Source organism: Egicoccus halophilus, assembly GCF_004300825.1.
GTDB classification, from domain to species: domain Bacteria; phylum Actinomycetota; class Nitriliruptoria; order Nitriliruptorales; family Nitriliruptoraceae; genus Egicoccus; species Egicoccus halophilus.
The window spans coordinates 2,732,378-2,745,978 of record NZ_CP036250.1 but is presented as its reverse complement, the minus strand read 5'-3'; the positions used below and the strand labels follow the sequence as shown (position 1 = coordinate 2,745,978).

Below are 13,601 nucleotides of genomic sequence, written 5' to 3'. Positions count from 1 at the left end.
GCGACGGTCCCCCCGTGGGTGCAGCCGTAGGCTGGCGGCCACGACACCCGGGAGGGGAGGGGCGTTGCACGACATTCCGGCACGGGTCCTGTTGGTCGAGGACGACGACGGCATCGCACGGCCGCTGGTCGCGGCGCTGTCCGCGTCCGGACACGAGGTCGTGCGGGTCGCCACCGGACGTGAGGCGCTGACGGCGGCACGCGCGGCGGACGCGGTCGTGCTCGACCTGGGACTGCCGGACATCGACGGCGTCGAGGTGTGTCGACGGCTGCGACGCGATCTCGGGGCGGACCTCCCCATCCTGGTGCTGACCGCCCGGACCACGGAGACGGAGGTCGTCGTCGGGCTCGACGCCGGCGCGGACGACTACGTCACCAAGCCGTTCCGTCTGGCGGAGCTGCAGGCGCGTCTGCGTGCCCTGTTGCGCCGGGCGGCCGCGGCCCGCCCGCGCCTGGCCGAGGAGCTGGTCGTCCGCGACGTGCGGGTGGACGTCGCCGGTCGACGGGCCTGGCGGGGCGGGCGGGAGCTCGACCTCTCGCCCAAGGAGTTCGACCTGTTGGCGTTGCTGGTCGCCCGTGCCGGCAGCGTGGTGACCCGCGAGGAGCTGGCCCGGGAGGTGTGGGACACCCGCTGGATGGGTGCGTCCAAGACCATCGACGTCCACGTCTCGTCGTTGCGGCGCAAGCTGGGCGACGATCCGGCCGACCCCCGCTACGTCACCACGGTCCGGGGGGTGGGTCTGCGTTTCGAGCTGGCCTCGGAGGAGACGGGCCTGGCCGGCGGCCCGGCGGCGGGGTCTGGGCCGAGCTCGGACGCGGACGCATGAGACATCGTCTCGTCGTCTCGGCGGCCGCCCTGGTGCTGACGGCGCTGCTCGCCTTCGCCCTGCCGTTGGCGTTGGCGGTGCGGGGACTGGTCGAGCAGCGGGCGCTGGACGGGCTGCAGGGGACCGTCGAACCGATCGCCCTCGTGCTGGACGCCTCGTCGCGCACGTGCGCGGAGCTGCAGTTGCGCGTGGCGCAGCTCGCGGACCTGCCGCTCGCCTTCACCGTGGTGACCACGGACGGGCAGCTGGTGGTCACGACCGCGGCCGGCGGCTCGCCGGCGCTGGGCGGTGAGCTGGTCGACGCGGCCGCCGGTCGGCCGGGGCGGGTGGTGGACCCGCAGCGGGTGGCGGTGGCCATGCGGCTGTCCACCCAGGTGTGTGGGCAGGGCCTGCTGCTGCACGCGGCGGGGGACGCTGCACCGGTGCGCACCCAGGTCCGGGGAGCCTGGCTGCTGATCGCCGGCGTGGCCGGCGGTGTCGCGGCCCTGGCCGGGGCGATCGCCTGGGTGCTCGGGCGCCGCTTGGCGCAGCCGTTCGAACGGCTGGCGACCTCCGCCGCCCGCCTCGGTGAGGGGGACTTCACGGCGCGGGCCCCGCGCAGCGGGCTCGAGGAGGCGGACCGCATCGCCGACGCGCTCGACGACACGGCCGGCCGACTGGGACGATCGGTGGATCGGGCCAACGCCTTCGCTGCGGACGCCTCCCACCAGCTCCGTACGCCGCTGACGGCCCTGCGGCTGCATCTGGAGTCGCTCGCGGTCGGAGCTCCCGGCCCCTCGGTCGACGCGGCACTCGAGGAGGCCGATCGGCTGGAGGCCACCATCGAGGAGCTGGTGGCGCTGACCCGGCCAGATGCCGCTGCGGGGGATCTCGACCTGACGGAGCTCGTCCGGGAGCGCCTACCGGCCTGGGAGGACCTGGCCGCCCAGCAGGGGCGCGAGGTGGTCTTCGAGGCGTTGCCGGTCCCGTTGGTGCGGGCGCGCCCGGGCGCGGTCGGCCAGGCGCTGCAGGTGCTGCTGGACAACGCGTTGCGGCACGCTCGGGGCCGGGTGACGGTGCGGCTCGCCCCGGCGCTGCCGAGCGAGCCACGCGGAACGGTCCGCCTGTGTGTGCTCGACGAGGGGCTCCGGACACCGGGGCCGGGCGGCGGCGCCCCGGCGACCCGCGGCACGACGACGTCCGAGGAGGTGCGGCGAGGCGGACGGTCCGGCTCCGCAGGAGCGCGTCCGGGGACACGGGAGGCGGAGCGGGGCCTCGGGGCGGGGGGTCGGGGCCTGCCGTTGGCGCGTGCGCTGGTCGCCGCGGAGGGGGGCGAGCTGTCGCTGCACCTCGATCCCGTCGGTTCGGCCGCCTGTCTGCTGTTGCCCGCGGCCCGCGAACGTACTTGAGTGGCGCACGCCAATGGCCGACGTGTCGGGGGGCGGGCGGTACCGTGCCGGTCCACGGTCGTCGCCCACCGTGCCGTGACCGCCGCACGCGTCGACTCGAGCAAGCGAAGGACGCCCGTGTCCCTCCGTCGTCATCCGTCCCGGCGGCGTCTGCGTGCCGTCGCCGCGGTCGCGGCGGTACTCGTCGTGGTGCCCACGACGGCTGCGGCGCAACCGCGTGACGACGGCCGCAGCGGCGACTCGCGCACCAGTGACGAGGTCGCGCGCGAGCTGGGTGAGGCCGACGAGGAGGCGGGGGACCTGAGCTCGGAACTCGGCCGGGTCCACGAGGACCTGCTGGCCGCCGAGGAGGAGCTCGCGCAGCTCGCACTCCAGCTCGACGACGCACGGGGGCGGCTCCGCGCCGCCGAGGGACAGGTCGCGCTGGCCGAGGTGGCACGCGAGGAGGCCGAGCGGGCGCAGCGCACCGCGGAGGCCGAGCACCGGCGTCGTGAACGTGCGCTCGAGCGCACCCGCCAGCGACTGTTGGACGAGGAGCAGCTGTTGACCCAGCAGCTCGTCGAGACGTTCAAGTACGGCACGGCGGGTGCCACGCGCGGCGCCATGGTCATCGAGGTGCTGCGTCGCGCCGAGGATCCCAACAGCTTCGCCGTCGGCCTCAAGCAGCTCAAGGTGGTCGTGGACACCCAGGAGTCCACCGTCCAGCAGGTGTTCGCCCTGCGCGAGCGTCGTACGACCCAGGAACGTGACGCGGCCCGGGCACGCAGCCGGGCGACGCAGGCCGCGACCGAGGCGGCCGACACCCTCGCGTGGGTCGAGGACCTGCAGGCGCAGGAGGCCGCGCTCACCGCCGAGATCGAGCAGGCGGAGCTGCGGCAGCGTGAGGTCCTCGCCGGGCTCCAGGCCGACGCCGAGCAGACCACCGACCTGCTGGCGCGGGTCGATGTGCGCCGCGCCGAGCTGCAGGTCGAACTCGTCGAGCGACGCCTGGCCGAGGACGCCGAGCGTCGGGAGCGGGAGATGGCGGCGGCCGTCCTCGGCCGGAGCCTCGGCGGCCCGTCGGTCGCCGGTGGCTTCTGTCCGGTGGAGGGTGCGGTGGCCAACCGCGACTTCAGCAACGACTGGGGCTACCCCCGCTCGGGTGGCCGGACGCACGAGGGCACCGACATGTTCGCCGACCGTGGCGTGGCCGTGGTGGCCATCGCCGAGGGCACGGTCGTGCGGGTGAACCCGGCCGACTCGCCGACGAGCCTGGGCGGCGTCACCGTCACGTACCGGACCGCCGACGGCAGCGAGTGGTACAACGCCCACCTCGACACGATCGCCGAGGACCTGACGGTGGGCACCACGGTGGCGGCGGGCGAGCAGATCGGGACCGTGGGCAACACGGGCAACGCCCGTACCACGCCACCGCACCTCCACCTGGGACGTCGGATCGACGGGGCGTGGGTCAACCCGTACCCGACGATCGCCGGGCTCTGCCGCTGAGCGTCAGCGCGGCCGGCTCGGATTCTGAGCGTCAGCGCGGCCGGCTCGGATTCTGAGCGTCAGCGCGGCCGGCTCGGATTCTGAGCGTCAGCGCGGCCGGCTCGGATTCTGAGCGCCAGCGCGGCCGGCCCGAATTCTGCGCGTCAGCGCGCGGAGCGGGTGCCCTCTGGTGGCGCCGGATCGACGTCGGGCAGGGCGAGCCGCGGCAGGGCGAGGTGCACCAGCGGACCGATGCCGAGCGCGAAGACCAGTGTGCCGGCGCCGACGGTGCCGCCGAGCAGCCAGCCCAGGGCGAGCACGCTCAGCTCCAGGCCGGCCCGCACCAGCCCGACCGGCAGGCCGCGTCGTGCCAGGCCGGTCATGATGCCGTCGCGTGGCCCCGAGCCGAGACCGGCGCCGATGTAGTAGCCCGAGCCGATCCCGAACAGGACCGGTCCGGCGAGCATCAGCACCCACCGCTGCCACAGTGCGGCGGGGGTCGTCAGCACCAGCAGGGTGACGTCGATCACCACGCCGATGACCAGCACGTTGAGCACGGTGCCCAGGCCCGGACGCTCCCGCAACGGCAGCCAGGCGACGAGCACCAGCAGGCCCACGAGGATCCCGACGGTCCCGATCGGGATGCCGCTCAGGCGGGACAGCCCCTGGTGGAGCACGTCCCAGGGGCCGAGCCCGAGGTCGGCCGCCACCATGACGGCGATGCCGAGCCCGCACAGCACGAGGCCGAGCAGCAGGCGTGGCAGCCGGCGGCGCAGCTCGGGACGGAGGACGAGGGCGGGCACGCGCGGACGTTAGCCGTCGGGATCGAGCCACGGGTCCACGTCGTCGCGCACGGCCTCGAGCTCACGGCGATCGTCCTCCCGGTCGCGTCGACGGCCCTTGATGCGGCTCCAGATCGGCGGGAACAGGCTCACGAGGTGTCGATGTCCGCGCGCCGCCGCGGCGAAGGCCCGACCGGGAGCCGAGTCGGCGAGTTCGTCGAGGTCCTCGGGCAGCGGCAGGTCCACGCGCCACAGTTGCTCGTTCTCGCGTTCGCGTCGGGCGCCGAGGTGGTCGAACACCTCCAGCATGGCGTGGTTGCCCGCCAGCACGTAGTTGCGGAACACCCGCACGCCATTGGCGCGGGCGCGGGCGGCCAGTGCTCCCAACAGCAGGGTGCCGGCCCCCTGGCCGTGGTAGGCGTCGGCGACCGTGATGGCGGCTTCGGCGGTCTCACGTTCGTAGGGCTCGCGCACGTAGCGGGCGACGCCGACCCCGGCCCGTTCCGGGCGGTCGAGGTCGACGGCGACGAGGGCCTCGTGGTCGACGTGGTCGACCTCGGTCAGGTAGGTCAGCTGCTCCTCGGACAGCTCGTCGACGGCGCTGTGGAAGCGCAGGTAGCGCGATGCGGGGGAGAGCTCCGCGAAGCCGGCCGCCAGCCGGTCGCGGTCCTCGGGGCGGATCTGGCGGATGAGTACCGCGGTGCCGTCGCGCAACTCGACCCGGCGGTGCCAGGCGTCCGGAGCGACCGCGTCGTGGTCGAGCGGCGGCTCGACCGCTTCGGCGTCGGAGGCGCCGGTCCCGGGCGGGCTCGGTAGGACCGCGTCGGGATCGACCGGGTCGGACTCGGGGGTCACGGTGCCTCCTGTGGGCGGCGTGGGCTCACGCGCCGGGGTAGGGCGCACGCACCTCGACACCCACCTGTCGCAGGCGTCGCGTCACCGCGATCTTGGTGGCGGTGCCCAGCGGCGTCCCCTCGCGTACCCGGGCGGAGCCGAGCACGCCACGCTGTCGCCAGGCTTCCTTGCGCACCCGCAGGCCGGGGCTGCCGACCTCCAGCCGCAGCCATGGCAGCAGCTCCAGGTAGGCGTCCCAGGCGGCCGCGGGGTCCTCCGCGCGGTAGCGGGAGGCGAGCGCACCCAGACGCTCCGGGACGGCCGAGCCGGCGGTGGTGCCGAGTGCGCCGGCCTCGACCTCCTCGGGCAGGAACAGACCGGCCAGTCCGCCGAGCGTCGCGGGACGGCCCTCGCCGGCGATCCCGGCCACGAGGTCACCGGGCGGTGCGGCCTCCACGACCACCGCACCCGCCCCGAGGTCCTCGGCGAGGGCGAGCAGGGCCGGTGCGTCGAGTCGGGCGCCGGTGACCGCGGGGACGTGGTGCAACCACAGCGGCACGCCGAGCTCCGCCACGGCGGTCAGCGCCTCGCCCCGGTCCGCGCCCGCCGGGACGGCCGCGACGAGCAGGTCGGCGCCGGCCGAGGCGGCCGCACGGGCCATGGGCAGTGCCCCCGGGCCGGTCGACGCCAGTCCGACCGCGACCGGCAGTCCCGCCGCGCCGCGTCGGGTGGCCGCGACCACGTCGGCGACCTCCTCGAGGCGCAGCGCACCGGGCTCCCCGCTCCCCGTCCCGAGCACGGCGACCCCGTCGACGCCGGCGGCCGCCGTGGTCGCGGCGAGGGCGGACTGCCCGTCGAGGTCGAGGGTCGCGTCGTCGTGGAAGGCGGTCGGGAGGAAGGGCTGGGTGCGGAAGATGGCCATGACCTCACGCTACCGCCGACCGTGCCCGGTGACCGCACTGTCCCAGTGGACGATGGCCGTGCACTGTGTCAACCTACGCGCGCGTGTGGTCATCGGGAGGGGCGGGACGAGGTGCGGATCCTCTCGAGCCTCCTGCTGTCCGCCCTGGCGCTGGCAGCATCGGTCACGGCCGGCTGTGCCGCGAGCGCCGTCCCGTCGGAGCCGACCCTGGTGCGGGTCATCATGGCCGACGACTGGGCCAGCGCACCGGCGGTGCGCGAGGTGATCGACGAGTTCGAGCGTGAACACGACCGGGTGCGGGTCCAGGTGCAGGCGGTGCCGTTCTCGCAGATCCCGGACCTGGTCGCCTCCGCGCAGCGCCTCGAGCAGCCCTACGACCTGGCGCACTGGCACGCGTTCGCCGCTGCGGCGGCCGGGCTGGCCACGCCGCTGGACGAGCGATGGGAGGAGGCGGGGCTCCGAGCCGGCGACTTCCTTCCCGGTGCGGTCGAGGACGTGACGTGGCTCGGTGCACGCTACGGCGTGCCGCTGGACACCAACGCCCTGGTCCTGCTCGCCGACGAGCACATGCTCGAGGCCGCCCGGCTCAAGCCCGAGGACCTCGCCACCCCACAGGGATTCCGTGCCGCCGCGGAGGCGGTGACGGCGTCGGGTGCGGCGTCGTGGATGATGCCGGTCTCCACGAGCAGCTGGCAGGCCTACGGTTGGATCCGCGCGCTGGGTGGGGAGGTCGTCGAGGTCGACTCCCGCACGGGTCGGCCCACGTTCACCTTCGACGACCCGGCCACCGTCACGGCGCTGGAGTACCTGGTCGAGCTCGCCACCTCGGAGTTCACGCCGCCGCCGTACGGACCCGACTTCGCCGCCGATGCGGTCCAGGCGTTCGTCAACGGCGACACCGCCGTGCATGCCACCGGGTCGTGGGACCTGCGTGTCGTCGCCCGCAACGCCACGCGGGACCTGGACCTGCGGGTGCTGCCCCTGCCCCAGCAGGACCCGGAGCGGCCGGTGACGGTGCTCGGTGGCTCGAGCCTGTTCCTGCCCCAGGGGGCGGGGCAGCCGGAGCTCGCGTTCGCGCTGGCGCTGCGGCTGACCGACGACGAGGTGGCCGTGCGCCTGGCCACCGAGGAGGGGCGGCTGCCGGCCCGGGTGCGGGTGTTCCGTGATCCGGTGTTCACCGACGACCCGCTGCTGTCGGACTTCGTCCCCCGGCTGTCCGACGCCCGGGTGATGCCGCTGATCGCCTATCCGGACATCGCGCAGGCGTTCTCCGAGGCGCTCAACGCGGTGATCACCGGACGCCAGGAGGCGGCCGAGGCGATGGCGGGCCTGCAGGACCACGCCGAGGCGTGGCTGGCGACCCGGCCGGCCGGGTGAGCACCCTGCGGGCGGTGTTCGACCGCGAGGCCTCGCTGCTGCCCAAGATCCTGATGGCCTTCCTGGTCGTGCTGATCCTCGCGAGCGGGGTGACGCTGGTGCTCGAGACGCGGCTGACGCGGCAGGCGCTGCGGGAGCAGGCCCGGCTGCTCACGGTCGAGCAGGGCAATGCCCTGGACTTCGAGGTGCAACGCGACGGGCTGCGGACCAACCTGCTGCTCAACACGCTCGCCCAGCAGCTGCTGAGCGACTCGGCGACCCCAGCGGCCTACCAGCGGGGCCTGGCCGACCTGCTCTCGACGGTGGGGACCAGCGAACCGAACCTGGAGCTGGGCGGGGTCGTGGACGTCCGTGGGGGCGAACTGGTGCAGCGGTTGCCGGCACGCACGACCGTCGCGCCCCTCGACCCCGACGAGCTCGACGGCGTCTCCTTCAGCGAGCTGGCCGGCCAGCGGATCGTGCCGCTCGAGAACGGCTCCTGGGGGCTGGTGTACGTCGCGCCCGTACAGCAGCTCGGGGAGCCGTTGCTGGTCGTCGTCGGTTTCGAGCTCTCCGACGCCCGTGCCCGGGAGGTCGGCCGCCTCACCGGCGTGGACCGGGTCGAGATCGTGGTGGACGGCACGGTGGTCGCCTCCTCGGACGGGCACGCGGTCGGTGACCCGGCGCTGGGTGACCCGTCGCTGCAGCGCGAGACCCAACAGGTCGACGACCGCCGACTCGTGCGCTACGTCGCCATCGGGGCCGAGCGCAGCTGGGGACGTCCGGGCGCGATCGGCCTGGTGACCGCGGACCCGCTGGCCGCGCTCGACGCCCGCCTGACCCGCACGCGGGTGCTGATGGTCACGCTGCTCATCGCGTTGGGGGGCTCGCTGGCGTTCGCGTTGGCACGCGTCATGATCCGACCGATCGTGTCCCTGACGGACACGGCGACGGCGATCGCCGGGGGTGACCTCGACCGCAGCTTCACGGTGGAACGGCGCGACGAGATCGGTGCGCTGGCCGGGGCGCTCGAGCGCATGCGCCGGGCCCTGCGGGCGCAGCTGCTGGTCATCCGCCAGCAGGCGGAGGCGCTGCAGGAGGCGGCCCGTCGGATCGTCGGCGTCCAGGACGAGGAGCGGCGCCGGGTGGCCCAGGACCTCCACGACGGCATCCAACAGCAGTTGGTGGTGCTGCGCATGCAGGTGGGCGCCGCTCGGCACCGGTTGCGCGACGACCCGGGGGAGGTCGACGCGGTGACCGACCAGATGGCCAGCTCGATCGACGGGATCCTCGACGAACTGCGCGCCACCGGACAGGCGTTGTTCCCGTCGATCCTGCGGGACCGCGGGCTCGGTGGCGCCCTGCACAGCCTCGCGAGCCGGTCGGCCACGCCGGTGGACGTGGTGCTCGATCCCGATCCACTGCCCCGCAGCGACGAGGCGGTCGAGACCAACGCCTACTTCCTGATCTCGGAGGCGGTGGCCAATGCCCTCAAGCACGCCCGGGCCACCCGGATCGCGATCGAGGTCCGTCACGAGGGCGAGATGCTGCGGGTCAGCGTGGTCGACGACGGGGTCGGCTTCCGCCCCGATCGCACGGTCCACTCGGGGGGCGTCGTCCATCTGCGCGACCGGGTGAACGCGTTGGGCGGCTCGCTGCAGCTGCTCTCCAACCCCGGTGAGGGCACGTCGATGACGGCGCTGCTGCCGCAGCGCCGGTCAGTCGGTCGAGCGCTGGAGGTAGAACAGCACGGCGGCGACCCGGCGGTTGAGCTCGAGCTCCTCGGACAGGCCGAGCTTGCGGAAGATGGAATTGGTGTGCTTCTCGACCGACCGGTCGGTGATGGACAGCTCCCGGCCGATCGCGACGTTCCCCCGACCTGACGCCATGAGCGCCAGGACCTCGAGCTCCCGTGGCGTCAGACCGGCCAGTTTCGAGGCCGTGCGTCGCCGCTGCGCGTCGAGCAGACCCTCGACGATGCGGGGGTCCAGGATCGAGCCCCCGGCGCGGACCTCCTCGATCGCCTGCACCAGGCGGTCGGCGTCGCCGAGCCGTTCCTTGAGCAGGTAGGCCACCCCGTCGGAGCCGTCCTTGAGCAGCTCGAGCGCGTACTCGGGGTCGGCGTGCTGGGAGAGCACCACGATGCCGGTGCCCCGGCGCAGGCCACGGATGCGGTGGGCGAGGTCGATGCCCTCGGTGGTGAACGTGGGAGGCATCCGGATGTCGAGCATCACGACGTCGGGGTCGCACTCCTCGAGCAGCTCGAGGACACCTTCGGCGTCCGACGCGGCACCGAGCACCTGCAGACGCGGGTGTGCCGCGAGCACCGATCGTGCCCCCTCCCGCACCAGGTAGTCGTCCTCCGCGATGAGGAGCGTGGTCCGTGTCGCACCGGCCTGCACACCTCGCCTCCTGGTCGATCCAGAGACTAGGCGGTCTCCGGCGGGTCGGACGACCAGGGGTGAGGTGGTGCTAGCACCACCTCGCAAGTGTCGTAGGGGCACGGTTCCGTCCGCTCACCGACCGTGCGACCATGCGCCTGCGCTCGGCACGGCTCCGCTCGCCCGATCTCGGGTGAGCGGCGGAGGTGGAGGAGACGCGGACGGTCGGGGACTGCGGTATCGGTGGCCGCGCGGGGGGCGGCCACGGACCGTAGGGCCGTCCGCGTCACCTCGACCCGAGTCCTGGTGGCCGGCCGCTCAGCCGCGATGGCCGGCGGTCGTGGTCGTTCCCGGCGACGTCGGCGCCTCGGCGTCCGGACGTCCACCCTGCCGCTGCCGGCGTTGCGTGACCAGCCAGGCGACGTAGGTCACCACGGCCAGCACCGCGAACGAGTGCCACTGCATGGCGTACGAGAAGTGGTTCGCCTCGTCGAGCACCGGTGGGGCGGGGGGGACGGGCATCGCGTCGTAGGCGACCGGCTCGTCGGTCTGCAGGCGCAGGACCATGGGGTAGAGCGTGCCGTCCACCTGCTGGTCGAGGCGCGCCGTGTCGGCGTGGAACACCCGCTCCATGTGGCCCTCGGCCGGATCCTGGGGCCCGCGCGGCGGATTGGGCACCGGGCGCTCGAGGATGCCGTGCAGCTCGACCTCGCCCGTGGGCGGTGCGGCCTCGGCGACCGGTGGGGTGTCCAACGCGGCGGGCACGAACCCCCGTCGGACGAGCACCACGCCGCCGTCGGTCAGGTCGAACGGGGTGAGGATCGAGAACCCCTGCTGGTTCTGATGCTGTGCACCGCGCTGGAGCAGCTCCTGCGCCGGCCGGAACGTGCCGCGCGCCGTGACCGGCCGGTACTCCAGTTCCGCCTCGTCGACCGTCGGGGCTCCCACGAGCTCGCCCAACGCGACCGGGTCGTTCTGCAATCGTTGCTCCAGCAGGGCGTTGTTCTCGCGCACCTGGGCGAGGCGGTCGAACTGCCATTGCCCGAGCACGACGCAGGTCGCCGCGACGAACAGGACCAGCGCGTGGCTGAGAAGGGCGCGAGGGCGCAGGAGATCGGTGAGCATCGGTGTGCAGGGTACCCCCGTGCCGGCGCCGGCTAGCTATCCCACGGTCGTAGGTGTCAAGCAGCCAGGGTGAGCCGGTGTGCCCAGGCGATGTGTTCGTCGTAGATGGTGTGGTGGCGTAGGCAGCCGTGGAGGATGCCCACGAGCCGGTTGCCGAGGGCGCGCAGGGCGCGGTGGTGGGTGTCGCCCGCGGCGCGGCGTTGGTCGTAGAAGGCGCGTGCGCCGGGGCTGGCGGTGATGGCGGAGAAGGCCCACTGGTAGCAGGCGTCAGCCAGGCGTTTGTTGCGGGCGTAGCGGGCGAGCACGACGTGGTGTTTGCCGGAGGCTTTGGTGATCGGTGACGTGCCGGCGTAGTTCTTGCGAGACTTCGCGGTGTCGTAGCGGTTCGGGTCATCGCCGAACTCTGCGAGCACCCGGGCGCCGAGGATCATCCCCAGTCCTGGCAGGGAACGGATGATCTTGGCGTCCGGGTGCGCCTCAAAACGTTCGTTCAACTGCTGTTCGAGCTGGCTGATCTGGGTCTGGATCGTGGCGATGACCGCGACCAGCGAGGACACCACCTCGCCCATCGTGTCGGCGACGATGGCGGGGGCGTGGAGATGCTCGGCGCGCAGGGCGGTCTGGATCTCGATGGTGCGCCGGTCGATGTTGCGTTGCCGGCCCCCACGCCGGAGTGCCGCGGCGATCTTGGATCGTGACAGCCGCCGGCCCTGCTCAGGCGTCGACGCAACCGCCAAGAGCGCCAGCGCGTCACCCGACGCCAGATCGTCGAACGCTTCGAGTGCAGCGGGGTAGAACTCCCGCAACGTCGAGCGCAGCTGGTTGGCCTGCCGCTGACGGGTCCACACCAGCCCCTGATGGGCCCGTGCGAGCACCTTGACCGCGACGGCGAGCTCGCTGTCGCCGGCCACGGGCCGGTGGTTGCGCACATCGGTGCGGGCCAGGTCGGCTAGCACCTTGGCGTCCCCGGGGTCGGACTTCGCACCCGAGGTCGAGTGCCGTGTCCGGTAGGCGGCGGTCGAGACCGGGTTCACCGCGAACACCCGGTAGCCGGCAGCCACCAGCGCGGCGACGAACAGGCCCCGGTCGGTCTCTGTCGCGATCACCACGCTGGCCGGGTCCTGGGCGTGCTCGGCGATCAGGGCATGGAACCTGGCGATCCCTTCGACCCCGTCAGCTAGTCGCACCTGCGCGAGCTGCCGACCCTCGCGGTCCTGCAGGTGAACGTCGTGATGATCCTCTGCCCAATCGTGTCCTACGAACAACGCATCCATCGTCCTCCCGATCGTCGTGTGAGCCGAGGCGACCAGCAGCGCCCTAATGGTTCAGTGCTCGAAGCACGTCATCCCACCAGCCATCAAGGTCGACCTCACCGACCAGCCGGCGCACGATCTAGCCGTAGAACTCGAGGTCCTGCGTCATACAGTGCTGACCGACCGGCGGCTCTCGACCATCCTGCAGTAACACCGGACGGTCGACACCCATTAGCGTCGTGACGCTCGTCGGCGTCACCCTCAGGAGCGCACATGCACCGCCTGCACCACCGTGACGGCCACACCGGCTGGGACCGTAGGCGTGCGCCGCGTCGGCACGTCGATCCGGGCGACACGGTCGAGCTCGTCCTGGCCGACTGCTTCGGGGGTCAGCTCGGGCCCGACGCCACCGCGGACGCGATCGCCGCGCTGGACCTCGCCCGGGCCAACCCGCTGACCGGGCCCGTGGCCGTGCCGTCGGCCGCTCCCGGCGACACCCTGACGGTGGAGGTCCTGGCGATCGAGACGGGTCCGGTCGGGTGGACCGCGCTGATCCCCGGCTTCGGCCTGCTCGCCGACGAGTTCCCCGACCCGCACGTGGTCGTGTCCTCGCTCACCGACGGCACGGTCGACTTCGGCGGCTTCGCCCGCCTGCCGGCCCGTCCGTTCCTCGGCACGGTCGGGCTGGCCCCGGCCGCTACGGGGGAGCACTCGGTGATCCCGCCGCGCCGGGTCGGCGGCAACCTCGACTGCCGCGACGTGCGGGTGGGCGCCACCTTGTTGCTGCCCGTCGAGGTCCCGCACGCGCTGCTGTCGGTCGGCGACCCCCACGCCGCCCAGGGCGACGGCGAGGTCTGCGGCACGGCGGTGGAGACCTCCGCGACCGCGACGGTGCGGATCGGGCTGCGCCGCGGTGGAGACCTCCCGGCGCCGCAGCTCGAGCTGCCGGCCGGCGCCTCGTCACCGCACGGGCCACGCCTGGTGACCACCGGGGTCGGCCCCGACCTGTACGCCGCCGCGCGCGACGCCACCCGCGCGATGGTCGACCGGCTGGGCACCGACCACGGCCTGGCGCCGGTCGACGCCTACGCGCTGTGCTCGGTCGCGGCGGACCTGCGCATCGTCGAGGTCGTCGACGCGCCCAACTGGGTCGTCGCCCTCGATCTCGATCTCACCGTGCTTCGCTGACGCCCGCCCATGCGGCGGGCCGGGCGGGTGCCGCCGCTGCGGTTCGCGCCCGCACACCGGGCAGCAGAACCGGCCGCAG

General features: G+C 73.5%; 11 protein-coding genes and 1 pseudogene. 6 read left to right on the top strand and 6 right to left on the bottom strand.

Translation table 11 applies throughout. The features are described 5' to 3' along the window. Window positions 1–64 precede the first annotated feature (64 nt). The 3 genes from ELR47_RS12325 (at window position 65) to ELR47_RS12315 (ending at window position 3,702) form a co-directional block, all read left to right on the top strand. A complete protein-coding gene (locus ELR47_RS12325) occupies window positions 65–826 on the top strand; it encodes a response regulator transcription factor (protein ID WP_130650169.1) in 762 nt (253 codons plus the stop codon). Further along, window positions 823–2,214, top strand: coding sequence for a sensor histidine kinase (locus ELR47_RS12320; RefSeq protein ID WP_130650168.1), 1,392 nt, complete (start codon window positions 823–825; stop codon window positions 2,212–2,214). The genes ELR47_RS12325 and ELR47_RS12320 overlap by 4 nt, the downstream gene beginning before the upstream one ends. Before the next feature lie 117 nt (window positions 2,215–2,331). Further along, window positions 2,332–3,702 carry a murein hydrolase activator EnvC family protein gene (locus ELR47_RS12315; RefSeq protein ID WP_130650167.1) on the top strand — a complete coding sequence of 457 codons (1,371 nt, stop codon included), beginning with the start codon at window positions 2,332–2,334 and terminating at the stop codon, window positions 3,700–3,702. Between the two features lie 143 nt (window positions 3,703–3,845). On the opposite strand, the gene yczE is transcribed toward ELR47_RS12315, so the two are convergent. Genes yczE through ELR47_RS12300 form a run of 3 tightly spaced genes read right to left on the bottom strand, consistent with a single transcriptional unit; the run spans window position 3,846 to window position 6,219 of the window. Further along, entirely contained in the window at window positions 3,846–4,484 is a 639-nt protein-coding gene (gene yczE / locus ELR47_RS12310) for a membrane protein YczE (RefSeq protein ID WP_130650166.1), read from the bottom strand. Window positions 4,485–4,493: 9 nt separating this feature from the next. Continuing rightward, a complete protein-coding gene (locus tag ELR47_RS12305; RefSeq protein WP_165404042.1) occupies window positions 4,494–5,318 on the bottom strand; it encodes a GNAT family N-acetyltransferase in 825 nt (274 codons plus the stop codon). Window positions 5,319–5,343: 25 nt separating this feature from the next. Then, a complete protein-coding gene (locus ELR47_RS12300; protein ID WP_130650164.1) occupies window positions 5,344–6,219 on the bottom strand; it encodes a dihydrodipicolinate synthase family protein in 876 nt (291 codons plus the stop codon). 111 nt (window positions 6,220–6,330) lie between these two features. Between ELR47_RS12300 and ELR47_RS12295 the strand changes: the two genes are divergently transcribed. Further along, window positions 6,331–7,596 (top strand): extracellular solute-binding protein, encoded by a 1,266-nt coding sequence (locus tag ELR47_RS12295; protein ID WP_130650163.1) that lies wholly within the window; start codon window positions 6,331–6,333, stop codon window positions 7,594–7,596. Window positions 7,597–7,649: 53 nt separating this feature from the next. Continuing rightward, a pseudogene (locus tag ELR47_RS19250) lies at window positions 7,650–9,278 on the top strand (sensor histidine kinase); the annotation flags it as partial. A gap of 15 nt (window positions 9,279–9,293) precedes the next feature. Here the strand turns inward: ELR47_RS19250 and ELR47_RS12285 are convergent. From ELR47_RS12285 to ELR47_RS12275, 3 genes are all read right to left on the bottom strand, one after another. Then, entirely contained in the window at window positions 9,294–9,977 is a 684-nt protein-coding gene (locus ELR47_RS12285; protein WP_130650161.1) for a response regulator, read from the bottom strand. A gap of 297 nt (window positions 9,978–10,274) precedes the next feature. Continuing rightward, window positions 10,275–11,081, bottom strand: a complete 807-nt coding sequence (locus ELR47_RS12280; RefSeq protein WP_130650160.1) for an SURF1 family protein — start codon at window positions 11,079–11,081, stop codon at window positions 10,275–10,277. 56 nt (window positions 11,082–11,137) lie between these two features. Continuing rightward, window positions 11,138–12,355 (bottom strand): IS110 family RNA-guided transposase, encoded by a 1,218-nt coding sequence (locus ELR47_RS12275; protein ID WP_130650159.1) that lies wholly within the window; start codon window positions 12,353–12,355, stop codon window positions 11,138–11,140. A gap of 252 nt (window positions 12,356–12,607) precedes the next feature. Here ELR47_RS12275 and ELR47_RS12270 point away from each other — a divergent pair, with 252 nt between their 5' ends. Further along, on the top strand, window positions 12,608–13,522 hold the full coding sequence (locus ELR47_RS12270) for an acetamidase/formamidase family protein (RefSeq protein WP_130650158.1): 915 nt from the start codon (window positions 12,608–12,610) through the stop codon (window positions 13,520–13,522). Window positions 13,523–13,601 lie beyond the last annotated feature (79 nt).